General features: G+C 69.5%; 20 protein-coding genes and 1 pseudogene. 11 read left to right on the forward strand and 10 right to left on the reverse strand.

The features are described from left to right. Positions 1-48 precede the first annotated feature (48 nt). From AB0I04_RS19200 to AB0I04_RS19210, 3 genes are read left to right on the forward strand one after another with little or no spacing between them, the layout of a single operon-like run. Positions 49-1,044, forward strand: coding sequence for an NAD(P)-dependent oxidoreductase (locus AB0I04_RS19200; protein ID WP_360886083.1), 996 nt, complete (start codon positions 49-51; stop codon positions 1,042-1,044). Then, the gene (locus AB0I04_RS19205; protein WP_360886085.1) at positions 1,041-1,808 is read left to right on the forward strand and encodes a glucose 1-dehydrogenase; all 768 of its coding nucleotides are present in this window, start codon (positions 1,041-1,043) and stop codon (positions 1,806-1,808) included. The genes AB0I04_RS19200 and AB0I04_RS19205 overlap by 4 nt, the downstream gene beginning before the upstream one ends. 11 nt (positions 1,809-1,819) lie before the next feature. Beyond that, a complete protein-coding gene (locus AB0I04_RS19210) occupies positions 1,820-2,848 on the forward strand; it encodes an L-idonate 5-dehydrogenase (RefSeq protein ID WP_360886087.1) in 1,029 nt (342 codons plus the stop codon). Positions 2,849-2,917: 69 nt separating this feature from the next. On the opposite strand, the gene AB0I04_RS19215 is transcribed toward AB0I04_RS19210, so the two are convergent. After that, positions 2,918-4,537, reverse strand: coding sequence for an AMP-binding protein (locus AB0I04_RS19215; RefSeq protein WP_360886089.1), 1,620 nt, complete (start codon positions 4,535-4,537; stop codon positions 2,918-2,920). A 386-nt stretch (positions 4,538-4,923) separates the two neighbouring features. On the opposite strand from AB0I04_RS19215, the gene AB0I04_RS19220 reads away from it, so the two are divergent. Both AB0I04_RS19220 and AB0I04_RS19225 read left to right on the forward strand, forming a co-directional pair. Then, complete coding sequence (locus AB0I04_RS19220) at positions 4,924-5,793, forward strand: ABC transporter substrate-binding protein (RefSeq protein WP_360886091.1); 870 nt, start codon at positions 4,924-4,926, stop codon at positions 5,791-5,793. Positions 5,794-5,838: 45 nt separating this feature from the next. Then, positions 5,839-6,624 (forward strand): amino acid ABC transporter permease, encoded by a 786-nt coding sequence (locus AB0I04_RS19225; protein WP_360886093.1) that lies wholly within the window; start codon positions 5,839-5,841, stop codon positions 6,622-6,624. Positions 6,625-6,675: 51 nt separating this feature from the next. On the opposite strand, the pseudogene AB0I04_RS19230 reads toward AB0I04_RS19225, so the two are convergent. After that, positions 6,676-7,858: pseudogene (locus tag AB0I04_RS19230) on the reverse strand (RNA-guided endonuclease TnpB family protein); the annotation flags it as partial. A gap of 140 nt (positions 7,859-7,998) precedes the next feature. Here AB0I04_RS19230 and AB0I04_RS19235 point away from each other — a divergent pair. Then, positions 7,999-8,766 carry an amino acid ABC transporter ATP-binding protein gene (locus AB0I04_RS19235; protein WP_360886095.1) on the forward strand — a complete coding sequence of 256 codons (768 nt, stop codon included), beginning with the start codon at positions 7,999-8,001 and terminating at the stop codon, positions 8,764-8,766. 73 nt (positions 8,767-8,839) lie between these two features. Here AB0I04_RS19235 and AB0I04_RS19240 read toward each other — a convergent pair whose 3' ends face one another. The 6 genes from AB0I04_RS19240 to AB0I04_RS19265 form a co-directional block, all read right to left on the reverse strand. Beyond that, a complete protein-coding gene (locus AB0I04_RS19240; RefSeq protein ID WP_360886097.1) occupies positions 8,840-10,843 on the reverse strand; it encodes a hypothetical protein in 2,004 nt (667 codons plus the stop codon). Then, on the reverse strand, positions 10,840-11,997 hold the full coding sequence (locus AB0I04_RS19245; RefSeq protein ID WP_360886099.1) for a 5'-methylthioadenosine/S-adenosylhomocysteine nucleosidase: 1,158 nt from the start codon (positions 11,995-11,997) through the stop codon (positions 10,840-10,842). Before AB0I04_RS19245 ends, AB0I04_RS19240 begins: the two co-directional genes overlap by 4 nt. Beyond that, positions 11,994-12,728 carry an NUDIX domain-containing protein gene (locus AB0I04_RS19250; RefSeq protein WP_360886101.1) on the reverse strand — a complete coding sequence of 245 codons (735 nt, stop codon included), beginning with the start codon at positions 12,726-12,728 and terminating at the stop codon, positions 11,994-11,996. Before AB0I04_RS19250 ends, AB0I04_RS19245 begins: the two co-directional genes overlap by 4 nt. Before the next feature lie 81 nt (positions 12,729-12,809). Then, positions 12,810-12,998, reverse strand: coding sequence for a hypothetical protein (locus AB0I04_RS19255; protein WP_360886103.1), 189 nt, complete (start codon positions 12,996-12,998; stop codon positions 12,810-12,812). After that, entirely contained in the window at positions 12,995-13,153 is a 159-nt protein-coding gene (locus AB0I04_RS19260) for an ATP-binding protein (protein ID WP_360886105.1), read from the reverse strand. Before AB0I04_RS19260 ends, AB0I04_RS19255 begins: the two co-directional genes overlap by 4 nt. Positions 13,154-13,177: 24 nt before the next feature. Beyond that, the gene (locus AB0I04_RS19265) at positions 13,178-13,402 is read right to left on the reverse strand and encodes a hypothetical protein (protein ID WP_360886107.1); all 225 of its coding nucleotides are present in this window, start codon (positions 13,400-13,402) and stop codon (positions 13,178-13,180) included. Positions 13,403-13,557: 155 nt separating this feature from the next. On the opposite strand from AB0I04_RS19265, the gene AB0I04_RS19270 reads away from it, so the two are divergent. Together AB0I04_RS19270 and AB0I04_RS19275 are read left to right on the forward strand one after the other, a co-directional pair. Next, on the forward strand, positions 13,558-13,866 hold the full coding sequence (locus AB0I04_RS19270) for an antibiotic biosynthesis monooxygenase (protein WP_360886108.1): 309 nt from the start codon (positions 13,558-13,560) through the stop codon (positions 13,864-13,866). Next, complete coding sequence (locus AB0I04_RS19275) at positions 13,863-15,053, forward strand: helix-turn-helix transcriptional regulator (RefSeq protein WP_360886110.1); 1,191 nt, start codon at positions 13,863-13,865, stop codon at positions 15,051-15,053. The genes AB0I04_RS19270 and AB0I04_RS19275 overlap by 4 nt, the downstream gene beginning before the upstream one ends. Positions 15,054-15,368: 315 nt before the next feature. Here AB0I04_RS19275 and AB0I04_RS19280 read toward each other — a convergent pair whose 3' ends face one another. Continuing rightward, positions 15,369-16,412, reverse strand: coding sequence for an enolase C-terminal domain-like protein (locus AB0I04_RS19280; RefSeq protein ID WP_360886111.1), 1,044 nt, complete (start codon positions 16,410-16,412; stop codon positions 15,369-15,371). 120 nt (positions 16,413-16,532) lie between these two features. Further along, positions 16,533-17,969 carry a GuaB1 family IMP dehydrogenase-related protein gene (locus AB0I04_RS19285; RefSeq protein ID WP_360886113.1) on the reverse strand — a complete coding sequence of 479 codons (1,437 nt, stop codon included), beginning with the start codon at positions 17,967-17,969 and terminating at the stop codon, positions 16,533-16,535. A gap of 887 nt (positions 17,970-18,856) precedes the next feature. Between AB0I04_RS19285 and AB0I04_RS19290 the strand changes: the two genes are divergently transcribed. From AB0I04_RS19290 to AB0I04_RS19300, 3 genes are all read left to right on the forward strand, one after another. Next, positions 18,857-19,747 (forward strand): Lrp/AsnC family transcriptional regulator, encoded by an 891-nt coding sequence (locus AB0I04_RS19290; protein WP_345443377.1) that lies wholly within the window; start codon positions 18,857-18,859, stop codon positions 19,745-19,747. Positions 19,748-19,879: 132 nt separating this feature from the next. Further along, positions 19,880-20,749 carry a LysR family transcriptional regulator gene (locus tag AB0I04_RS19295; protein WP_360886114.1) on the forward strand — a complete coding sequence of 290 codons (870 nt, stop codon included), beginning with the start codon at positions 19,880-19,882 and terminating at the stop codon, positions 20,747-20,749. 129 nt (positions 20,750-20,878) lie between these two features. After that, the gene (locus tag AB0I04_RS19300; RefSeq protein WP_360886116.1) at positions 20,879-23,419 is read left to right on the forward strand and encodes a hypothetical protein; all 2,541 of its coding nucleotides are present in this window, start codon (positions 20,879-20,881) and stop codon (positions 23,417-23,419) included. The last annotated feature ends 3 nt before the right edge of the window (positions 23,420-23,422 follow it).

The following is a 23,422-nucleotide window of genomic DNA, read 5'->3' on the forward strand; positions in this document are numbered from 1 at the left end:
ACTAACGTTTCCACCCTCCGGCAGCAAAAGGCATCATGGGAGTAGTGGATGAAAAGGCGTGTGCTCAGTACTCGTGACTCCCTCCCCGGAGGCGGACTGGCCCGCCTGACATCCCGTACGGACACGGACGTCGTCTCCTGGGCGGGCACGGGCAGACCGGAGCCGGCCGCACTGGCCGCGCTCGCCGAGCGCACGGGCGGTGTCAGCGCCATCCTGGCCCTCGGCAACGATCGCATCGACGCCGGACTGCTGGACGCTGCCGGCCCGGAGCTGCGGGTGGTCAGCCTGGCCAGCATGGGGTTCGACGGCGTGGACCGGCAGGCCGCCGCCGACCGCGGGGTCGTGGTCACCCACACGCCCGGTGTGCTGGCCGAGACCACCGCCGACCTGACGTTCGCGCTGATCCTGGCCGCCCGCCGCCGGATCGGCGCCGCGCGCGACTCGCTGCACGCCGGAGCATGGGATGTGTTCCGGATGGACGACTACCTCGGTCTCGACGTGTACGGCACCACCCTGGGGCTGGTCGGGTACGGGCAGATCGGCCGGGCGGTGGCCCGGCGCGCCACCGGATTCGGCATGAGAGTGCTGCACCACGATCCGTTCGGCCTGGCCGCCGATGGACCGTCCACCCCGGCCGGGCTGCCACAACTGCTCGCCGAGTCCGACATCGTCTCGCTGCACGTCCCGCTCACCGACTCCACCCGCCACCTGATCGGCCCGGCGGAGCTCCGCGCCATGAAACCGACCGCGACGCTGATCAACACCTCCCGGGGCGGGGTGGTAGACGAGACCGCGCTGCTACGCGCCGTCGACGACGGCACCATTCACTCGGCCGGGCTGGACGTGTACGAACGCGAGCCGCGCGGCGCGGACGTGGCCGATCTGATCGGCCGGCCCGGCCTGTTCGCCCTGCCGCACATCGGCTCGGCCACCGAGACCACCCGCGCCGCGATGGTCGACCTCGCCGTGGACAACGTGCTCGACGTCCTCGGCGGGCGCCCGGCCCGTACCCCGGTGCCGGGTACGAAGGCGGTGCCGGCATGACGGGCAGCCCGCTGTTCGACATCGAGGGGCGCGTCGCGCTGATCACCGGATCCAGCCGGGGCATCGGCCGTGCGCTGGCCCAAGGGCTGCTGGAAGCCGGGTGCACGGTGGTCCTCAACGGCCGTGACGAGGCGGTCCTCGCGCGGACCCATGCCGAACTGGCCGACAGCAGCAGCGTGTTCGCCCGGGCCTTCGATGTGACCGACTCCGCGGCCGTGGCCACGAACGTCGCCGCGATCGAGGCCGAGGTGGGGCCGATCGACATCCTGGTCAACAACGCCGGGATGCAGCACCGCGCGCCGCTGGTGGACTTCACCGACGACGACTGGCACCGGCTGATCAACACCAACCTCACCAGCGCCTTCGTGATGGGCCGGGAGGTCGCCCGCCGGATGACGCCTCGCGGCCACGGAAAGATCATCAACATCTGCTCGGTGCAGAGCGAGACGGTACGGCCCGGCATCGCCCCCTACTCGGCCACCAAGGGCGGGCTGAAGTTGCTGACCAAGGGCATGTGCGCGGACCTCGGCCCGTCGGGCATCCAGGTCAATGGCCTGGGACCGGGCTATTTCGCGACCGAGCTCACCGAGGCGCTCGTCGCGAACGAAGAGTTCAGCGCGTGGGTGCGGGGACGCACCCCGGCCGGCCGATGGGGCAGGGTCTCCGACCTGATCGGCGCCCTGATCTTCCTGGCGTCACCCGCGTCCGACTTCGTCAACGGGCAGATCCTGTACGTCGACGGCGGCATGCTGTCCGTCCTGTGAGGGAGCATCACATGTTCGCGTGCGTCGTCCACAAGGCGGGCGATCTCCGGGTCGAGGAGCTGGACGCGGGCCTTCCGGGCCCCGGGGAGATCCTCGTGGCCGTGACCCTCGGCGGCATCTGCGGCTCGGACCTGCACTACTATCACCGCGGGTCGGTGGGTGACTTCCAGGTCCGCGAGCCCCTGGTGCTCGGCCACGAGGTCGTCGGCCGGGTCGCCGCGCTCGGCGCCGGCACGGACGGCCCGGCGGTCGGCACACCGGTGGCGATCCACCCGGCCACCCCCTGCGGCGTGTGCCCGGAGTGCGAACGCGGTCGGCGGAACGTCTGCGGTCAGGCACGCTACCTCGGCAGCGCCGCACGGATGCCGCACGTGCAGGGCGGTTTCGCCCAGCGCCTGGCCGTACCCGCCGGCCAGGTACGCGCGCTGCCGGCCGGTCTCGACCCACGCCGGGCCGTGCTCGCCGAACCGCTGTCGGTCGCCCTGCACGCGGTCCGCCGCGCCGGGGAGGTCGCCGGGAAACGGGTGCTGGTCACCGGCGCCGGTCCCATCGGTTCCCTGGTGGTCGCCGCACTACGCCACGCGGGAGCCGCCGAGGTGACCGTCAGCGATCTGCTGGACGCTCCTCTCGGCGTCGCCAGGAGCGTCGGCGCCACGGCGACCGTCCGGGCGGACCGCCCCGACGACCCGGCGTGGCCGGAGGACGTCGACGTCGCCATCGAGGCGTCCGGCTCCGGGGCGGGCCTTGGCACCTGCGTACGGCGGGTACGCCGCGGCGGCACGGTCGTCCTCCTCGGACTGCTCCCGCCCGGCGAGACCGGGTTCCTGGGCAACGTCGTGGTCACGCGAGAGATCACCATGCTGGGCGCCTTCCGCTTCGACCATGAATTCGACGACGCGCTGTCACTTCTGGCCGCGGGCCTGGACGTCGATCCGGTCGTCAGCCACACGTTCCCGCTGGCCCGTGCGGTCGAAGCGTTCGACCTGGCCGGGGACCGCGCCGTGGCGTCGAAGGTCCTGCTGGACCTGGGCGGCGAATGACCGGGACGCCGAGTACCGGAAGCTGTTCGCGATGGGTGGCGCGCATCCGAAGCTCCCGGTAGGCGCCGGTCAGAGGTGGCGGCCGTGGGCGGCGGCCTCCTCCTGCAGGGACCGCCGGACGTGGTCGGTGAGCGGCTCGTACCGCAGTTGTCGGCCGGGCCGCCACCAGACCTCGCCGCCGCGCCATCCCGCCCGGCGCAGGGGCCCCTTGTCGACCTTGTTGGTGGCGGTGAGCGGCATGGCGGGTACGACCCGCACGAACCTCGGTGCCCACTTGGTGCCCAGGTCCGCTTGGCCGGCCAGGAACTCCGCGAACGCCTCCGGCGCGAACGGGCCGTCCAGCTCCAGGGCGGCCATCACCTGGTCGCCCGTACGCGGGTCGGGCACCGGATAGACCGCGCACATCACCACGGGCGGCCAGCGGGACAGGATGCGCTCGACCGGCGCGGCCGCGAAGTTCTCGCCGTCCACGCGGAGCCGGTCGCCGCCCCGGCCCGCGAAGTAGAAGAAGCCATCGGCGTCGCGATAGCCGAGATCGCCGCTCCAGTACACGCCGTCGCGCAGCCGTTCGGCGTCGGCGGCGGGGTTGCGGTAGTAGCCCTCGAAGGTGACGCCACGGGCGACGATCTCCCCGATGGCCTCGTCCTTGTTGAGCAGCTCGCCGTCCGGGCCGAAGCGCGCCGGGGGACACTCCTCACCGGTCGCGGGGTCGGCGACGGCGACGTCGGTGCCGCCGGGCGGCAGGCCCAGCGCGTCGGGCGGGCTGTCCGGCGTCTTGCGGATGGAGATCGCGCCCTCGCTCGACCCGTACGACTCGATCAACCGGCAGCCGAACCGCCCGGCGAAGTCCGCCATGTCCCGGGCGGACGCCTCGGTCCCGAACGCCACCTCCAGAGGATTGTCGGCGTCGTCGTCGCGGCGGGGCGTGGCGAGGATGTACGCGAGCGCGCGGCCGACGTAGTTGAAGTAGGTGACGCCGTAGCGCCGGACGTCGGGCAGGAACCCGGACGCGGAGAACCTGCGGCGCAGGGCGACGGCCGCTCCGGCACCGGTTGCCATCGCGAGGTTCGCCATGACCGCGTTGCCGTGGAACAGCGGCATCGCGGCGTACGTGACCGAGCCCGCGGTGATGCCGAAGGCGGGGGCCTGTCGAGCGATCGCGGCGAGGCGGCCCTGACCGCAGACGACCGCCTTGGGAGCGCCGGTCGATCCGGACGTGAAGAGCAGGAGGAGGGGGTCGCGGGGGTCCGGCTCGGCCGCCGGGACGGGCTCCGCCGAGGCGAGCAGGTCGGCGTGGCCGGGCTCGTCGACGCGCAGCACGCGTTCGGGCGGCACGCCGGTGTCGAGCCCGTCGAGCAGCGCGGCGTGCGCGGTGTCGGTGACGATGACCTGGCAGTCGGTATGCCGGATGTCGTGGGCCAGCTCCCGGCCTCGGCGCGTCGGGTTGATGCCCACGATCACCGAGCCGGACAGCGCCGCTCCGCCGATCCAGAACACGTAGTCGGGGACGTTGTCCAGCAGCACGCCGATGTGCGGAGGCCGCCCCGTGGTCAGGATGCGCCGGGCGAGCGCGGCGCGGTGCCGGGACTCCCTTACGACGTCCGCCCACGTATGACGCTCATCCTCGAACAGCAGGCCGGTCCCGCCATCGCCGGCGCGGTCCAGCAGCACACGCGCGAACGTCTCCATCGAGACGTGTCTACCAAGCGATTGCTTTGATCGGCAAGAGTGACCTTCGTCGCGTCCGGAAGCGGTCGTCCCGCGGAATACCGCAGGTCGGCCCGGCATTGAACCGGTAGATCGTCAATTTGACGATATCCCACTGAAATGGGCAGGATTAATGACATGGACAGCTACCTCGTGACGCGCAGGCACATCGACCTGCTCCGTGTCACGTCCATGAGCTGTCGGCCGTGCTTCGGCCGCCCCGTCATCCCGTGACGGGGCGCTTTTACGGGTCTGAACACATCCTGAGGTGACCGTCGGCGTCCTGCGACGCCGACGTCTTTTCGCCGCGCCATGCCGTCGCCATCGGCGCGGGCACTCACATGCTTAACCCCTGGAGGAGAACTCCCATGCGTCCGTTGCGAGCCTTCGCGGCCACCGCCGTCACCGTCATCGCCGCCAGTGCCATGACGGCGTGCGGCGGAAGCAGCCCGAAGGCGTCCGCCGACAACCCGTACAAGCTGCTCCAGCCGGGCGTGCTCCGCACGGCCACCCTGACCGACGCGCCGCCGAACGTCTTCCTGAAGAACGGCAAGTTCACTGGATTCGACAACGACCTGCTGACCGCGGTCGCCGCCAAGGTCGGACTGAAGGTGCAGTTCGCGGGCACCGACTTCTCGGCCCTGCTGTCGCAGGTGGCGAACCACAAGTACGACACCGGCAGCTCGTCGATCACCATCACCGACGCCCGCAGGAAGACCGTGGCCTTCACCAACGGCTACGACTTCGGCTACTTCGGCCTCGACGTGCCGGCCGGCTCGCAGATCAAGAGCTTCGATCAGCTCAAGGGCAAGCGCGTCGTCGTCGTCCAGGGAACGGTCCAGGACGACTACGCCACCAAGCAGGGCCTCAACCCCGTCCGCGTGCCCGACTACAACGGCGCGCTCAACCAGCTGAAGTCCAAGACCGCCGACGCCTGGGTCGCCCCGGCCGAGATCGGTGAGAAGACCGCCAAGGACAGCGGCGGCAAGGTCGTCGTCGCCGCGAAGCAGCTCAGCTCCGAGCCCACCGCGTTCGCCGTCGCCAAGGACAACCCCAAGCTGACCGAGGCGCTGAACAAGGGCCTCGACGAGGTCATCAAGGACGGCACCTGGACCAAGCTCCAGGAGCAGTACTACCCCGGCCGTCCGGTGCCGAAGGAGTTCAAGCCCGGCAGCGGCTCGGTGACCTTCCCGCCGGTCCAGGTCTCGGGGGCGCCGGCCGCGTCCCCGTCGGCCTGACCGGTCGATCGAGACGGACGCGCGCGGGCTGATGGGAGAAGGTAGATGGACCAGCTGACGACATTGTGGGACACCTTCTTCAACTGGCAATCGATGCGGCAGGCCCTGCCCGACATGCTCAAGACGGGCCTGCCGAACACCCTGATCCTGTCGATCATCTCCGCGTTGATCGGCACGGTGCTCGGGATGCTGCTGGCGATGGCCGGCATCTCCCGGCACCGCTGGCTGCGCTGGCCCGCGCGCGTCTACACCGACATCTTCCGCGGCCTGCCGGCCGTGGTCACGATCCTGCTGATCGGCGTCGGCCTGTCGCAGATCGGGATGAAGGTGTGGGGGCCCAACCCGTACCCGCTCGGCATCCTCGCCCTGTCGCTCATCGCGACCGCCTACATCGGGGAGATCTTCCGCTCGGGCATCCAGAGCGTCGACCCGGGGCAGCTCGAGGGGTCCCGGGCGCTCGGATTCTCCTACTCGGCCGCCATGCTGCTGGTGATCATCCCGCAGGGCGTACGGCGGGTGCTGCCCGCCTGGGTGAACCAGCTGATCGCACTGATCAAGGACTCCAGCCTCGTGTACTTCCTCGGCCTCGCGGCCGGCCAGCGCGAGCTGTTCCGGATCGGGCAGGACGCCGCCGCGAACACCGGCAACGAGTCGGCGCTGCTGCTGGCCGGCATCTTCTACCTGATCCTCACCGTGCCGCTGACCCACTTCGTGAACTTCGTCGACCACCGGCTACGCCAGGGTCGCCGTACGAGGACCGGGCCGCCGGACGAGACGTTGATGGTGGCCGGCGAGGCGCCGCTTCCCGCGACCAGCGAGGGAACCAATTGACTTCCTCCCCTTCACGGATGAGGGGGATTCCTGCGGCTTGCGCCGTAGGGCTTCCTGCTTCAGCGCCGACGGCCTCGTCCGGGAGGGATCCCGCCCGAGGTCTTACACCGGCTCCACAGGCCGACACCGCCAGCCCGGCGGCCAGGATGTTCTTCGCCGCGTTCACATCGCGGTCATGGGTGACACCGCACGCGCACGTCCACTCCCGGACATGCAGGGGCATCGCTGGTTGCAGGGTGCCGCAGGCCGAGCACAGTTTGGAGGAGGGCAGCCAGCGGTCCACCACAATCACCTGCCGGCCGTACCAGCGGGCTTTGTATTCCAGCATGCTGCGGAACTCGCGCCATGCGGCGTCGGAGATCGCCCGGGACAGGCTGCGGTTCTTGAGCATGTTCCGGACGGTGAGGTCCTCGATCACGATCGTTTGGTTTTCACGAACGAGCCGAGTGGTCAGCTTGTGCAATAGGTCACGCCTGCGGTCGGTGATCCCGGCGTGAATGCGGGCGACCTTCCGACGTGCATTGTCCCGGTTGGCGCCATCACCGGGGGCCTTGCGGGACAGTTCCCGCTGCGCCCTGGCCAGGCGCTTACGGTCACGCCGTTCGTGCCTGGGGTTGGCGATCTTTTCTCCCGTGGACAGGGTGAGCAAGTGGTCCAAGCCTGCATCCACGCCGACCACCGCGCCAGCTGCCGCCAGCGGCGTAACGGCCGGGTCTTCCACCAACAACGAAACGAACCAGCGACCCGCTGCATCTTGGGAGACGGTCACTGTCGAGGGGGCTGCACCGTCCGGCAGTGGCCTCGACCACACAATGGCCAGCGGCTCGGCCATCTTGGCCAGCGTCAACTCTCCCTCCCGGTACCTGAACGCACTGCGCGTGTATTCGGCAGATGCCCGCGACTTCTTCTTCGCTTTGAAGCGTGGGTAGTTCGCCCGCTTGGCGAAGAAGTTGCTGAAAGCCGTCTGCAGGTGGCGCAGTGCCTGCTGCAGCGGCACGCAGGACACCTCGTTGAGGAAGGCAAGCTCCTCGGTCTTCTTCCAGGCCGTCAGCAATGCAGAAGTGGCGTTGTAGCCCATCCGCTCACAGCGGGCGGACCATGCCTCGGTGCGGGCGGTCAGCGCCATGTTGTAGACCTTTCGCACGCACCCGAACGTCCGCGCAAGCTCGGCGGCCTGCTCGGGCGTCGGGTAGAAGCGGTACTTATACGCCCGCTTCACACGGCTGGTCGACATGACGCGCAAACTAACAGCGATCAGCGAGCAACCGCAGGCCTACGACTAATCGCCCCGGCAATTCGGCTTTGCCCGTCTTGCTCAGTAGGGCTCCGATTCCTCCCCGCCCTGAAGGGGCGGGGTCTCCTCGGAGGTATCCGATGACCGAAGAGCAGCGGCACGGCGTCGAGGAGGAGACGTTCTCCTCGGTCAGCCTGGCCACCCGCGACATCCACCTGGCGTTCGGGCACAACCGGGTGCTGCGCGGCGTCGACCTCGACGTCGGCAAGGGCCAGACCGCCTGCGTCATCGGCCCGTCCGGCTCGGGCAAGTCGACGTTCCTGCGGACCATCAACCGGCTGATCGAACCCGACAAGGGCGACATCCTCCTCGACGGCGAAAGCGTCCTGGACCGCGACCCCGACCGGCTGCGGCAGCAGGTCGGCATGGTGTTCCAGCAGTTCAACCTGTTCCCGCACATGAACGTCCTGCGCAACCTCATGCTGCCGCTGCGCCGGATCCGCAAGCTCTCCGCCGACGAGGCCGAGCAGGTCGCCCGCGACCAGCTGGAGCTCGTCGGGCTGGCCGACAAGGCAGGCTCCCGGCCGGGCCACCTGTCCGGCGGCCAGCAGCAGCGTGTGGCGATCGCCCGCGCCCTCGCCATGCGGCCGCAGGTCATGCTGTTCGACGAGGCCACCTCCGCCCTCGACCCAGAGCTGGTCAAGGGCGTCCTGAGCCTCATGGCCGACCTGTCCAAGCAGGGCATGACCATGGTCGTCGTCACGCACGAGATGGGCTTCGCCCGCGAGGCCTCCGACACCGTGGTCTTCCTCGACCAGGGCGTCGCCGTCGAATCCGGCCCGCCCGAGAAGCTCTTCGACAGTCCGGACAGCCCCCGCCTCCGCCAGTTCCTCAGCGACGTCCTCTGACGGGTCACGGTCCAGACGCATCCGCTGGCGTTCGCTGCCTCTCCGATGACAGCGAACGCCAGTGATCATCGCTTTAGCTGGACGCTTCGCCTTGCACAGCGGCCGTGAGGTTCCCCGTACGGGCCTCGCCGCGTCGGTCTTCGTGGATGATCCATTCCTTTCCCTCTGCGGCGATGCCCTCCAGCACGTGCAGAGTGTGTCGCAGGCCTGCGGCGTCCAGCGTCGCCTTGGATATCGTTCCGGGAGCCTCTCCCTGCTCGAGTTGCTCCATCCCCGGCCCTATGACCTGGACGCGGATCTCCTGGCCGTTGATGAGGGCGAGTTCGAAGGTTCGTTCACCATCGTCCGAGTGATCCACCCATACGGCCGCTACTGCCTCGTAGCGGTAGTTGGTCCTCTTACGATCGTGAAACGTGGCTCGTTTGAAATCGAGCTTGACGGTGAGCTGACGTACTCCGTCCGTGGTCAGGAGGAACACGAGAAGTTTGTACTTCGTGTACCGCCAAGGGCCGCCCAGCACTCGTGCGCGTTTGGTCGATGCCGTGGGCGCTTCGATGAAGGCGTAGGCGATGACGTTGCTCATGGTCAGCTGGTAGTGCTGCAATGCCTCGTTCAGCAGCACCTTTCGATCGCAGTCCAGCCAGGCGGCCATCTCCCCGTCATCCGGTTTGTCGGCGAGCGTAGCCTGCCATCGGACGAATTTCTCCTTGTCGTCATCCCATGTCCGTCTGCTTTCTGCCCTGTCGGCGGCGTGCCGCCGGCGCTCCAGAAGAATGTGCAGCCACGCGCGGGCGGCGAGCCATCCGCATGCCAGGGCGAGGATCGTCGATCGGACGGTGCTCAATGGGCCGACCTGGATTGCGCTGGCCACCGCCCAGATCCCCGCGCCGACGAGCGTGGCGAGGCCGAGGAGCGTCGTCGTCTTTGCGCGCAGAGGAGTTGCGAGTTCGCGCCGGTAATCCCACAACGTGTCGTTATCCCAGCGCTCTCGGACAACGCGCGATCGGTGTCGGATCAGCCAATTGATCCTCTCGACGCCGACCCTCTGCTCTCGGTATTCCTCCACGATCTCGTCGCGTATGGTCCTCCGGACCCCTGCGGTGTCGGCCAGCCAGAACTGGCGTTCCGCACCGCGTGGTGCGAACTTTGCGAAGTAGTACTCGAAGCGTTGGTCTACTTTCTTCGCGAAACCGTCGGGTGATGTGTTGGTCCTCCGATGGTGGGCCGTGCGGTACTTTAAATCCTTCGCGTGGCGCCGTACGGTGCGGAAGCGCCATTCCACCCCGTCGCGCGCGCCGAAGTAGCCACCGGCGATGCTCAGGAGGTAGGCGAGGAGCGCAAAGACCCGGCCTGCCTCCGCCAGCAGGTAGCCGAGGTGGGCTGTCGCCACGACGAAGAGGGCTGTCGCCACTACTGCCTGTACCCGGGTGGTGATCGGGATCGTGATCGGCTCCGGATGATGTTCCCGAGGTTCGAGCGGCTTCGCCTGGAAGAACTTCCAGACCCGGTCCATCCGATCGCCGTCCATCTGCTCCTGCGCGGCCTGCCTTAGGGACTGGGCCCATATCTTGTCTTCGATCGGTCCGTCTAGGAAAGCCTCCATGTGCTTGATGATCATCGTGCGCTGAATGTCGCCGAGCTTGTCCAGCCCCGTTAACGGGATATTGATGTCCGATTCGGGGTCCTGTGCAGTCTCCAGAAGGTCATGAATGACCTTTATGCCGCCCGCCCATTCGTCACAAGTAGTCGGGCGTATCTTCTGCGGCCCCCACAGCATGGCTGCTTCTTCCTTGGACAGCTCGTGCCGGGTTCTGCCGCTCATCACGGCGAGTAGCCGGTAGAAACAGACTCTGTCGTTGACGTATTCGGCCATGGCGGCTTCGTGGATGAGCTCTCGGGCCTGGTCCGGCATGTTGCCGTTGAGGCAACGAACGCCCGTCTCGAACTTCTGCTCCGGCGATGCGTCTGGAGGCAGCATGTACATCTTGACGTCGCCGTGGACGGTTCCGGCCTGCATGCCGACGTACGCGGAACCGCCGGCGGTGTTCGTCGTGGTGGTGGCGTCCGGTCCGGTCACGACAGGCCCTTGGCCAGGGTGATGATGGTGGCCACTTCCGCGGCCAGATCGGCCACGTCGCCGATGAGCCCGCGCAGTTTCTTGAGTGCCAGTACCAGCCTTCCCCTGCTCTGCGGCGTATTCGCCTTCAGCGCATCGTCGGCTTCGGTGAGTTCCGCCTCCGCTGCCGTATAGGTGTCTTCATCCAGGTGGCCGGCCGCCCGTGCCTGCTGGAGCCGGGCGCGAAGGCCGGAGAGCGCTTCTGCGAGATCGGTCGGCGGGATTGGCTCGGGGCTGATCCGGATCCCGCCGTGTACGGTGCCAGCCTGCACCATCACGCGCGCGTTGTCCTGTGCGATGTTCCGGGTCTTGTGCATCGCCGGGCTCCTCTCCGTGTCGGGCACCGCGGGCTGGGTGTCGTCGTGTTCCTCGGCGGCAAGCTCCTCGGCCAGGGCTGCGGCGAACGCGGCTGCGTTTGCCGCTGCCCGTGGCTGCCACTGCTCGCGATCCGTGTCCTCCTTGGTGCCGTCGGCCCGGTCGCTGATCCCTCGGATCACGACCACCGGCAGCTTCCCGTTGAGATGGCCGGCCTGCGCTACACCGGCGCCTTCCATCTCGATCGCCAGCGCGTCGTTGTAGTTCGATTCGAGCCAGCGCGCATGGGGGGAGACCCGGGAGTTCAGGACCACCTCCCCAGCGGCGATCGGACCAAAGTGGAGGGCAGGAGCCCGGCCGTGAGAGGGAAGACCACGCGCCCAGGAGCCGGTTCGTTTGATATGCCGGGCGACCTGGTCAGCGCTGTGCGAGGTCTCCCAGACGCGGGGACGGCTTTTGAGCCCGTCGTCTTTGCTCGTTCCCCCGTGGTACGCGTAGACGTGCGTCGCCACGACCACGTCTCCGAGCGCGAGGTGGGAGCGCAGGGCGCCCGCTACGCCGACGAAGAGCAGGGCGGCCGGCGTGAACTCGTTGATGGCGCGTTCGGCCAGCACCGCCGCGGACTGGTTGCCCTTCCCGACATGGGCCAGAGCCACCTGGCACCGGCCGTCGGCAAGCCGGCCGATCTCAAAAAGGGTGCCCTGCGGGTGCCGGTGCAGACGTGGGTCGACCAGCTTCTCTCGGATGGCCTGGTACTCCACGTCCAGCGCTGTGAGGATCACGATCGGGCGACGGCTCACTGCGGCATTCCTTTCACACTCGACGACTCGGCTGGCCGGACCATCGGTGGATACAGGACCTCACGCGGTCCGGCCTTGAACAGCCGCGCGGGTCGCCCGGTAGCGGATTTCCGTGCCGCCCCAACTGGGACGATGAATCCGTCGGTCTTCTGCACCTTGCGGTAGAAATTCCGGGGATCGAGGGAGAGCCCCCACACCGCCTCGTACACCTCTTGGAGCTCGGTGATCGTGAAGGTCGGCCCGCAGAAGGCCGTTGCGAGCGCGGAGTGCTCGAGCTTGGCGCGTGCGCGGTCGACGCCATCCGTGACGATCCGCCGATGATCGAACGCGAGCTCCAGTTCTCCGGAGAGCGCCTGGTCGGCCCGCTGCCAACTCGCGTCGGCCGCGTCTGTTCCGGCGGTCGGCTCCGGCAGCCGAGGCGCGATCGCCAGGTAGGCCACGGACACCACCCGGCCGCGCGGATCGCGGCCGGGGTCGCCATAGACGCCCAGCTGTTCTAGGCGAAGCGTCTCGACGTCAAGGTCGGCCTCCTCCGACAGTTCCCGGTGAGCGGCGGCGGTGATGTCCTCTTCGGCGTGCCGAAGGAAGCCGCCCGGCAGAGCCAGGGCGCCTTTGTGTGGATGGTGCCCACGCTCAACCAGTAGGACGTGCAGGCGCGACTCGCGCAACGTCAAGATCACCAGGTCGACGGCGAGCATGACGACCGGGTGCACCCGCTGGTCATCGGTCATAGGGGAGAAGCTAGCTTTTTGTCACAATGACAGGAAGTGGCTTCGGGGTATCAATTCCCGAACCTCGGCCGACTGCGGGTTCTATCGGCCATGGCCGGTGGGCGGTTGGTCGATCTCGTTGATCATGTGGTGGGCGTGGTCGGGGTACGTCTGGATGAGCACCTTGAGGCGTGCGAGGTCGGCCAGTTGGCTGATGCCCTGAACTCGTAGGGCGTCCAGCGTCCTGTGGTAGTCGTCCACTGCACGTTGGAGGCCGTAGGGGTCGGTCATGGCTTGAACTCCGCCCATACGGTGCGGCCGGCGGCGTCTCCGTTCACGCCCCAGGTAGCGGTGAGTGCGGCGATGATGCGGAGTCCGCGGCCGCCTTCCTTGTGGATGTTGGTTTCGCCGAACCCGGCCGGTCCGCCGTTGTCGTGGACCTCCATGCGGATCGTGTTGTCGGGGCGTTGTCAGGCCTCGACAGTGAAGGTCCCGGTAGAGCTGCCGGTGCGGGTGTGCTCCCATGCGTTGGTCGTCAGTTCGCTGGCGACGAGGGTCACGTCCGACGCGCTGGGATGTCCGCCGAGGTGTGTGCGGAGGAACTGACGGACCTCGCCGATCTGGTCGGGGTGTCCGTGGAAGACGCGCCGGTAGATGCAGGTGCCTGGTTCTTCCGGAAGCGTAGAGATCGTCATGGCATGTCCCGCCTCTGCTTACGCAGCTCACAGGGATGGTTACGCTGAGCTAGTACTTAAAGTACGGGTACAGTACTTCGAGTACAACCGCTTTGGCGTACGTGTGCCGCACAATTAGTGCGTGCAGCCAGGTGATCTGTCACGGGAGGTACTGAGTGTTCGGTCTCGTCGTCCGCTTCACGTGCAAGGATCAAGCCAGCGCCGAGGCATTCGATCGGCTCGTGGCGGCCACCGTCGACAAGATCCGCAACAACGAACCGGGAACGCTGGTGTACGCGGTGAACCGGGTCGAGGGCGAACCGCTGCAGCGTGTGTTCTACGAGCTCTACCGTGACCGTGCCGCCTTCGAAGCGCACGAAGTGCACGAGCACACGAAGAAGTTCCTCGCCGAGCGCGAACAGTACCTGTCGGCCACCGAGGTCGACTGGCTGACGCTCCAGACGGGCAAGGGAACCACCGGGTGAGCACCAACTACCAAGAGGCGCTAGGCCGCAAGATCGCCGACCACCGCAGGCGACGCGGGCTGTCTCAGCCCGAACTCGCGCGGCTGATCGGCCGCTCGGTGGCCTGGGTCTCCCAGGTCGAGCGTGGGGTGCGCAAGGTCGACCGGATGTCGGTCCTGGAGATCGTCGCCGAGGCGCTGGACATCCCGTTGTCGGAGCTGGCAGCCGAGGCCCCGGTCGTTGCCGCCGTGAGTGACGAACCGCCGGAAGCGACGGACTTTCGGCTGGTGCTGGCCGGTGCGCATGTGCTGCGAGCGATGCTGACCGAGCCGATGACGCCCGATCTCTCGGCCCTTAGTAGCAAGGTCGACAAGGCGTGGGAGCTGACGCACGCCGGGCGCAACACCGAGCTGATCGGCCTTCTCCGGGACCTGGTCCCGCAGCTGGAAACAGCAGCCCGTGCCGTACCGGAGGCGCAACGGGCCGAGCTGTTCGAGCTGCTGGCCACGGCCTACCAGGCCTGTTCGGCGACACTGGCCAAGTTGGGTCAGCCGGAGGTGGCCTGGATAGCGGCCGACCGGGCGATGGCCGCCGCCGAACGCGCGGGTGATCCCCTTCTCGTCGCGGCCGGTGCCTTCCGGCTCGGGTTCGTCTTCCTGGGCGCCAAGCACTACGACCAGGCAGAGGAGATCGCCCGTACGGCGGCCGACGCGCTACGGCCGATGGCCAATGAAGAACGGCCGGAGGCCATGTCGTTGTGGGGCGGGCTGACGTTGCAGCGTGCGGTGACCGCCTCGCGCGTCAACGACGGTGAGGCCGCCTACGCTCATCTGGAGCGCGCACGGGCCATGGCCGAACGGCTTGGCGAGGGACGCAACGACTACAACACCGAGTTCGGACCCGCGAACGTCGCCCTGCACGAGATCGCCGTCGCGGTCGAACTCGGCGACGCCGGCCGCGCCCTGCGGACCGCCGACCAGGTCGACACCTCCGGCCTGTCAGCCGAACGCCGCGGGCGCATGCTCATCGACGTGGCCCGCGCCCACGCCCAACGCCGCCAGATCGACGAAGCCGTCGCCGTGCTTCGCCAAGCCGAGGACATCACCCCCGAACAGATCCGCGCACACCCCCTCGTCCGCCAGCTCGTCTCCGACCTGATGACCATGCAGAACCCACCGAGCCCCGAACTGCGCGAACTGGCTCAATAGCCGTCGCGATACGGACCGACTGGCGGTTGCTGCCTTCGAGGGTCTTCTTTTTCGTCAGTGTTGCCGCCGCAAAAGGTGCGAACAGGGCGACATTCCGTCCACGGCGGCGTCAAGGTGTCCAGGGAGACGCCAAAGTGGCGAGCACGGCGGCAAAGAGGCTCAGTAGGCAGCAGGGGCGGGCCGCCCGAGATGATCTGCGACGCTCCCGACGGCCTGGGCCGCGGACGTTTCCTTCCGACGTGCTCTGACGGTCGCGATCAGGCTGCGGCGGGTCGTCGCGCGTGAAGTCCCGGCCAGGCCGGGACCCGGCGTTGTTCAGGCGGGGATGCGGAGGGTGCGGCGGGACAGGCGGGTCACGAGGGCGTGGTCGATGTCGTGGCCGAGGCCCGGCTGGGTGAGCGGTACGGCGACGACGCCGCCGTTGGCGCGGACGGGTGGGGACACGACGGCGGTCTGGGCCGGTGTCTCGCTGACGTCGCTGGGCAGGTCACAGCCGGGCAGCCCGGCCAGGGCGACGGCCGCCGCCTGGCCGATCCCGAAGCCCGCCGCGCCGCCGCACCAGCTGTCCCAGCCGGATGCGAGGGCGCGGTCGTGTGCGCCGCGCGCGGCCGTGAGGCCGCCCAGGCGGGCGATCCGCAGGCCGAGCATCCGGCCCGCGCCCATCGCGATCGCCGTGTCGACCGTGTCGAGGTCGGCGGGGTCCAGGCACACGGCGGTGTCGATCAAGCGCTGCAGGCGGGCGTGGGCGGCCAGCTCGCCGCCCGCGAACGGCCGCTCGATCGCGATCAGTCCGTACGCGTCGAGGGCCTCGAGCGCGGCCAGGTGCGCGGGCTCCTCCGTGTAGGACTCGGCCGCGTCGGCCTGAAGGGCCAGCGCGGGGAAGGCCTGGCGCACGGCGCGTACGGGCTCGACGTCCAGGCCGGGCCGTACGGCCAGCGTGACGCGGGCGTAGCCGGCGCTGACAAGGCGGTTCACGCGGGTGAGGAGCACGTCCAGCATCGGCTCCGTGTCCAGCCGCGCGCCCGCCACGATCGAGGTGCGGGTGCCGCCGAGGGCGTGGGACAGCGGCGTGCCCTGCTTGCGGCACCACAGATCCCAGCAGGCGATGTCGATGGCGGAGGCGGCCGCGTGGCCGCCGAGCCCGCCGACGCCGACGACCTCCTCCGGCAGCTCCCAGTCGAGGCCGAGCAGCGCCGGGCCGACGCGCTCCTCGATGTCGGCCCAGCAGGCGTCGGAGCCCGCGACCTCGCCCCAGCCGGTGGCGCCGTCCTGGTCGCAGACGCGGACGAGGATGCTCTCCGGCCGCCGGCCGTGGGGCATCGTCATGCGGTGGGCCTCGAACCCCTCGATGCGGGGCATGTCACCGTCCTTGTCTCGACATCATCTCTATGATCCACCCATCCCGGGCGTACGCGGGCGCCGCGGCCCCGCTGAAGCCGCGGGTCGCTCACGCCGCCCGCGGCTCCCCGGAGCCGTGGATCACCAGCTGGCGTGCAGCGGCTTGCCCTCCGCGTAGCCCGAGGGGCTCTGTACCCCGACTACGGCGAGCTCGTGCAGTTCCTCCAGAGTCCGCGCGCCCGCGTACGTGCAGGCGCTGCGCAGGCCCGCGATGATCGAGTCGACCAGGTCCTCCACGCCGGGGGACTGGGGATCGATGTACATCCGCGACGCCGAGATGCCCTCCTCGAACAGCGCCTTGCGGGCGCGCTCGAACGGGGAGTCGTCGGCGGTGCGGAGCCGGACCGCGCGGGCCGAGGCCATGCCGAAGCTCTCCTTGTACAGCCGGCCGTCGGCGGCGCGCTGGACGTCGCCCGGCGACTCGTACGTCCCGGCGAACCAGGAGCCGATCATGACGTTGGCGGCTCCGGCGGCGAGGGCCAGCGCCACGTCGCGGGGGTGGCGTACGCCGCCGTCGGCCCAGATGTGCCGGCCGAGCCGGCGGGCCTCGGCGGCGCACTCCAGCACCGCGGAGAACTGCGGGCGGCCCACGCCGGTCATCATCCGCGTCGTGCACATCGCGCCCGGGCCGACGCCGACCTTGACGATGTCGGCGCCCGCGTCGACGAGGTCGCGTACGCCCTCGGCGGTCACGACGTTGCCCGCCACCAGCGGCACGCCGGGGTTCAGGGCTCGCACGCGCCGGAGCGCACTGAGCATCTTCTCCTGGTGCCCGTGCGCCGTGTCGATGACGAGCAGGTCCGCGCCCGCGTCCAGCAGCGCCTCGGCCTTCTCCTCGATGTCGCCGTTGACGCCGATGGCGACGGCGATGCGCAGCCGGCCGTCCGCGTCGCGGGCGGGCTGGTAGAGCGTGGCGCGCAGCGCGCCCGTACGGGTCAGCACGCCGACGAGCCGGCCGTGCCCGTCGACGACCGGGGCGAGCCGGTGCCCGCGGGCGTGCAGCGTGTCGAACGCCTTCTGCGGGTCGACGTCGTCCGGGAGCGTGAGGACGTCGCGCGACATGACCTCCCGGAGCTGGGTGAACCGGTCGACGCCCATGCAGTCGGCCTCGGTGACGACACCGGTCGGGCGGTCGTCCTCGACGACGATCACCGCACCGTGCGCCCGCTTGTGCAGCAGGCCGAGCGCGGCGCCGATCGTGTCGGTCGGGCCGAGTTTGATCGCCGTGTCGACGATCAGGTGGCGTGTCTTCACCCAGCGGACGACGTCGGCGACGACGTCGACGGGGATGTCCTGGGGGATGACCGCGAGACCGCCACGCCGCGCGATCGTCTCGGCCATGCGCCGGCCTGAGACGGCCGTCATATTGGCGACGACGATGGGGATCGTCGTGCCGCTGCCGTCCGCGGTCGACAGGTCGACGTCGAGGCGGGACCCGACGTCGGAGCGGCGGGGCACCATGAAGACGTCGTTGTAGGTCAGGTCGTGAGCGGGTTGCTCACCGTTCAGCAGGCGCACGTTCGTCTACACCGTCCGGAGTTCTGGGGTGATGGGCACGAGGAAGGCCGCCTTCCATTGTCGGGGATACCCGGATGTGCCCGGTTCAATGAGATGTGACCCGTTCAATGAGCTGCGCGGAGTTCGGGCGGATTCGATGAGGCGCACTCTTCAGGGGCGCGGTCCTCAGGCGCACAGGCAGGGCCGCGGCCGCCCGGCGATCGAGCCGCCCGGGGGGCGTCGCCACGTCGTCGCCCTGAGTCGCGGCGGCCGGGCATCGCAGCCTCCGCCCCTCGACGTGCGGCCGGTGGCCGGGACGAGCAGGACCACGAGAGATCCCCGTCTCATCCGCCGAGTCTGGCGTGTCGGTACGGGTTCCACGACGATCCCGGCAGGAAAGTTTCCTGCCAGGGTCATTGACCTTCCGTGATTTCCCCATGAAACACTTGAGTTCTGAGCTGTCCCACCGCACTTTGCGGACCCGGCACCTCCCCGGGCCGGTGGCCGGGTGCACGGGTCCGCACCCCCTCGCTGAGAGGCATTCATGCAGTTCAGGGTCTTGCCCTCGCCGGCGCCGCCGGATGTTCACCGTTCCGCGGGCGACTTCGCGGTCCGCGCGGACGGGCGGAAAAGGGCGGCCTCGAGCGCTCTTCGAGGGACTGCATGTGACGAGCGTCGCCAAATACTCGTCGAACTGGTACGCGAGTACTGACGTGGTGATCTCGGACGTTGAGATGCCGATGGATCGTGTTCCGCGCCGATTTCGGCAGCGACGTCGCGCTTCACCGACACATTCGTGGTCGTTCAGCGAAGAAACACGAACAACGCTCCGTTTTCGCGGCGAACACGCCACTAATGAAATGATCATGCAAACAACTGCAGGACCATACATACCGAGGAGGAACCCCGTGCTCGATGCGGTCGACGCCGTGCTCGTACGCGAGCTGCAGCGGGATGGGAGGGCCACCTTCCAGGCGCTCGCCGACCGTGTAGGGCTGTCCCGCACGGCCGTGCGCACGCGCGTACAGCACCTCCTCGATTCGGGGATTGTGCGTGTGGTGGGAATCGTGCACGCGTCGGTGGTCGGGACCGGAGCGATCGGTCACCTGGCGATCGACGTCGACGGCCCGGCGAAACAGGTCGCCGACGCCGTCGCGCGCAGGGCCGCCGCCTGGTTCGCGGCGCTCGCCGCCGGTGCGCATCCAGTCGTCGCGGAGCTGCGCGTACGCGACGACGCGGCCCTTGTCGAAGAAGTGGACGCGGTCCGCTCGCTGCCCGGAGTGCGCGGCATCGAGGTGTTCCGCGTGACGACCGTCGTCAAGGACGCGCATTCGGTGGTCACCGAGCTGCCCGACGTGTCCCTGGACGAGATCGACTGGCGGCTGCTCCGTGAGCTGACCCGTGACGGCCGGACCCCGTACACGAGGCTGGCCGAGGTCGTGGGGCTCTCCCAGGCGGCGACGCGGGCGCGTGCCGTGCGCCTGATGCGCTCCGGGATCATCCACGTGACCGGCATCGTCGACTCGCAGGCCCTCGGCTCTGGCGAGCTCGCCGGGCTGGGCGTGCGGGTGTCCTCCGACATCGCCACGGCCGCGTCCCGGATCGCGGCGCTGCCCGGCGTCAACTATGTGGTGACCGGCTTCGGCCGTCACGACCTGCTCGCCGGAATCGACGCGACCTCCCGCGACGTCCTCCTGAGCACTCTGGAGGCGGTACGGGCGGTTCCCGGGGCGTGGGTCGGGGAGACCTGGCAGCATCTCGACGTCGTCAAGCGGGTCTACGGTGCGGAGCTGCCGTGACCGAGCCGAGAATGGCCGGCCGTCTTTTAGTGATCATCTGACTGCCGGGAGAAAACATCGGCAACCCAGGATGTCCAGGCCAATTCCGGCTATGTCAACGACCAATCCAGTGGGTTGTCATACCGTCGTGGCATGAATCTGCGGCAGCTGCGCTATGTCGTCGCGACCGCCGACCACGGGACGATGACCGCGGCGGCGCACGCACTCTTCGTCGCGCAGCCCGCGCTGTCGCGGGCGATCCGGGAACTCGAGCGGGAGCTGGGCGTCGAGCTGTTCGCGCGCGCCGGCCGCGGCGTCGCGCTCACCGACACCGGTGAGGAGATCGTGCGGTACGCCCGCGACGCGCTGCGCGCGGTCGACGCCATCACGGCGGTCTCCGCCAAGCCGCCCGGCGGCCGGCCGGGCGCGAGGGCGGGGGAGCTGCGGGTCGCCTCCACGCTCACCCTGGAGCCGGAGCTGACCGCGCGCCTCCTGCCCGCGTTCGCCCGCGACCAGCAGGCCGTTCGCGTCCGGGTGCTCCGGTGTGACGGCCGCGACGCCGTCGGCGCGGTCGTCCGCGACGGCCGGGCCGACCTCGCCCTGACGGACCTGCCGGTCCCCGGTGACCTCGCCGCGCACCCGCTCGAACAACGGGAGATCGTGCTGATCTCCCCGCCCGCCCTGAACGTCCGGGAGCCCGTCCCGGTCTCCGCACTCGACGGCATGCGCCTGATCATGCCGGCCCGCGGCGGGCCGCGACGGGCCGAGCTCGACGCGCTGCTGGCCCGCCTCGGCGTCCGCCCGGTCGCCGCGGTCGAGTCCGACGACCGCGCGTCGTGGCTCCCCTCGGTCCGCGCGGGCCGTGGCTCGCTCCTCTGGTACCGCAACCAGGTGGAGGCCGCCGAGGGCGTCGTCGTGCGCTCGCTCATGCCGCCGATCATCGCGACGATCGGCCTGGTCCACGCGCGCCGCCCGCTCACCCCTGTCGCCCGGGACTTCCTGGCCTTCGCCAAGTCCCGCTGAGTGCGACGTATTCGCACAAAATCGCGCAGACCTTGACATAGGTCACACGGGACACGACACTCACGGCAGCCACGACAACGTTGTCATCGGTCTTTTCACCCCAGACCACCTGCGGCCCTGGAGGGTTGCATGCCCCGCCCCTCACGCCTTCTCGGCGCGACACCCGTGGCCATCGCCATGGGGATCATCCTCATCCTCGGCACTGGAAGCGCGGCCCATGCGGTCCACGGTCCCGGCCGTTCCCCCGGCGCCTCTCCCACGACCTCCTCTGCCCAGTCCGCTCCCCGGTCGTACGGCCCCGCCGACGCCCTGCACGTCACGGTCGCCGGCGACGCGTCGAGCGGATACCGCGCCGAGATCCACGACGGCGCCCGGCTCATCACGACCCGCGGGATGACCGGAAAGTACGACCTGACCGCCGTGCCCGGCACCAGCCTCAACCAGCCGACCGGCGACGATCTGCTCGGCCACCCGACCGGTGACCTCGACTGGGGCGGCCCCGGCTCCAGCGGAGGCGCGGTCACGAAGGCCACCGCGCCGGACGGTGAATCGGCCGTCCACTGGACGCTGCCGGGAGCGGAGAACAACACCTGGATCGAGGTCCCGATCGCCGACGCCAAGGTCGGCGCCACCTACCGGGGGACGGTGACCCTGCAGGGCACCGGCACCGTGTACCTCAACATCTACGACGGCGCCCGCGACGTCGGCGGGACGCCGGTGACGCTGACGTCGCAGCCGCAGACGCTCACCCTGGACGTGCCGATCCCCGAGCACTCGCGGACGCCGCAGTTCCAGATCCGCACCTCCGCCGCCGGGGACGTCGACCTGCTCGCCTGGAAGACCTCGGTGCGCGCGGTGACCCGGCAGCCCGTCACCGACGCCAATCGCGTCGCCAACCGGTACACCTCGGTGAGCTACGACCCGGCGGCGGCGACGCTGACCCTCTCCGGCGCCACGGACCCGATCGGCTCGACCACCGTGACCCGGTCGGAGACCTACCGGTTCGTCGCCCCCAACGTGATCGACGCGCAGGTCAGCACCGCGGCGAGCGGCGGTCCGGCCGTCTACTGGTACACGCCGTACACCGACTTCAAGGTCGGCAAGCCACTGTGGACCGGCGGGGAGACGACCTCGTACGAGAGCCCGAACCCGTCCAACGCGCTGCTGGACTCGCCGGTGCCCGCCCTCGGCGTGTCCGACGGGACGTACACCTACGGCGTCGCCGGCGCCGCGACGTGGGACGAGCCGCTGCCCGGCTACTCCGCCCCGCACCTGGTCATCGACGGCTCCCGGCTGGCCGCCCCGCAGATCGGCACGGAGGCCGACCCGATCGTGCTCGGCGACGGGCAGACGCGGTCGTTCCACAGCGTGTTCTACCGGTCGGCCGCCGGGCCGTACGGGCTCGCGCTCGGCGCCCAGCTCGCGACCGCCGAGACGCTCGGGCTGAGCGCCCCGGACCGGTCCATGCCCGCCTGGGGGAAGGCGTCCTCCACCGCGACGCTGCGCCGTGCCGCCGCCGACGAGTTCGCCGCCATCGCCAAGACCACGGCCTACTGGGCCCGGATGACGACCGCGAGCGGCGTCAAGGCCCTCGCCCCGAACCAGAAGTACGCCCACTTCGGGGCGACGACCTACATGCGGGACAGCTTCTGGACGACGCTCGGCCTCGACGGCACACCGTACGCGAAGGACACCGAGAAGGAACTGCTCGTGCAGTTCACCCGGGCGATCCCGCGCTCGGGCGGCGAGGCCGGGCACGTGCCCGTGACCGGCGGCGGCCCGTTCTTCGGCGACGAGAGCGGCCTGTACTACCTGATCCGGATGTACCACGACGCGACGACGTGGGGCCTGCCGGTCAAGGACACCGCCACGGCGAACCTCGTCCTGGCCTACATCCGGGCCCATCAGGTGAGCGGCGGGGCGTTCGTGACCGCCGGGCCGGTCGACAACGCCGGCTTCCAGATCACCCCGGACTCCTGGCTGGACGGGTACCTGTTCCCGGCGGGGGCGGTCAACGCGTACAACCAGGGGCTGTACGTCGTGGCGCTGAGCGCCGCCAAGAGCCTCGGTGCGGACGTGAGCGACGCGGAGATCGACGCGGCGACGGGCGTGTACCGCAGGCTCTACGACGATCACCTGGGGTACGTGCGGTGGCTGTCGACCAAGGACTTCAAGTCCCCGGACGTCCTGGTCGGGGACGCACTGTCGCTCTACCTGTTCGGCAAACCGCTGCTGACCGACACGATGGTGCGGCGGACGTTCGCCGCGCAGGAGCGCACGCCGTACGGCATGAAGGTCCTCGCGAAGCAGGACGGCTCGGCCGTGCCACCGAGCGAGTTCCTCACGCTGACCAACGACCCGAAGACCGGCAAGGTGATCGGTCTCGGCGAACCGGCCGGCTGGTACCAGAACGGCGCGAGCTGGCTGCTGTGGGAGTACCTCGCGGAGTACTCGGCGGCGCGGCACGGCGTGACCGCCGCGCGGGGCGCGATGCGGGACTCGATCGCGGCGGAGGTCGCCGTCACCCCGCTCTCCAAGGAGTTCAAGGTCACGCAGCAGAACGCCGACATCGCGGGCGCGGACCCCGCCTGGCCCTACCCCCTCGGCTCCAGCGGCCTCGACCGCCAGGGCTTCGGCTGGAACGCCGCCGTCGCGGCCTTCTCAAGGTGATGA

It is taken from the genome of Actinoallomurus sp. NPDC050550 (assembly GCF_040655075.1).
GTDB lineage: Bacteria > Actinomycetota > Actinomycetes > Streptosporangiales > Streptosporangiaceae > Actinoallomurus.

What these genes read in the sequence shown, in the direction of transcription:
- AB0I04_RS19280 (WP_360886111.1), bottom strand. Translation starts at nt 16,412, where the DNA reads ATGCCCCGCATCGAGGGGTTCGAGGCCCACCGCATGACGATGCCCCAC.
- AB0I04_RS19265 (WP_360886107.1), bottom strand. Translation starts at nt 13,402, where the DNA reads ATGACGATCTCTACGCTTCCGGAAGAACCAGGCACCTGCATCTACCGG.
- AB0I04_RS19250 (WP_360886101.1), bottom strand. Translation starts at nt 12,728, where the DNA reads ATGACCGATGACCAGCGGGTGCACCCGGTCGTCATGCTCGCCGTCGAC.
- AB0I04_RS19200 (WP_360886083.1), top strand. Translation starts at nt 49, where the DNA reads ATGAAAAGGCGTGTGCTCAGTACTCGTGACTCCCTCCCCGGAGGCGGA.
- AB0I04_RS19300 (WP_360886116.1), top strand. Translation starts at nt 20,879, where the DNA reads ATGCCCCGCCCCTCACGCCTTCTCGGCGCGACACCCGTGGCCATCGCC.
- AB0I04_RS19260 (WP_360886105.1), bottom strand. Translation starts at nt 13,153, where the DNA reads ATGGAGGTCCACGACAACGGCGGACCGGCCGGGTTCGGCGAAACCAAC.
- AB0I04_RS19295 (WP_360886114.1), top strand. Translation starts at nt 19,880, where the DNA reads ATGAATCTGCGGCAGCTGCGCTATGTCGTCGCGACCGCCGACCACGGG.
- AB0I04_RS19215 (WP_360886089.1), bottom strand. Translation starts at nt 4,537, where the DNA reads ATGGAGACGTTCGCGCGTGTGCTGCTGGACCGCGCCGGCGATGGCGGG.
- AB0I04_RS19255 (WP_360886103.1), bottom strand. Translation starts at nt 12,998, where the DNA reads ATGACCGACCCCTACGGCCTCCAACGTGCAGTGGACGACTACCACAGG.
- AB0I04_RS19235 (WP_360886095.1), top strand. Translation starts at nt 7,999, where the DNA reads ATGACCGAAGAGCAGCGGCACGGCGTCGAGGAGGAGACGTTCTCCTCG.
- AB0I04_RS19220 (WP_360886091.1), top strand. Translation starts at nt 4,924, where the DNA reads ATGCGTCCGTTGCGAGCCTTCGCGGCCACCGCCGTCACCGTCATCGCC.
- AB0I04_RS19225 (WP_360886093.1), top strand. Translation starts at nt 5,839, where the DNA reads ATGGACCAGCTGACGACATTGTGGGACACCTTCTTCAACTGGCAATCG.
- AB0I04_RS19205 (WP_360886085.1), top strand. Translation starts at nt 1,041, where the DNA reads ATGACGGGCAGCCCGCTGTTCGACATCGAGGGGCGCGTCGCGCTGATC.
- AB0I04_RS19210 (WP_360886087.1), top strand. Translation starts at nt 1,820, where the DNA reads ATGTTCGCGTGCGTCGTCCACAAGGCGGGCGATCTCCGGGTCGAGGAG.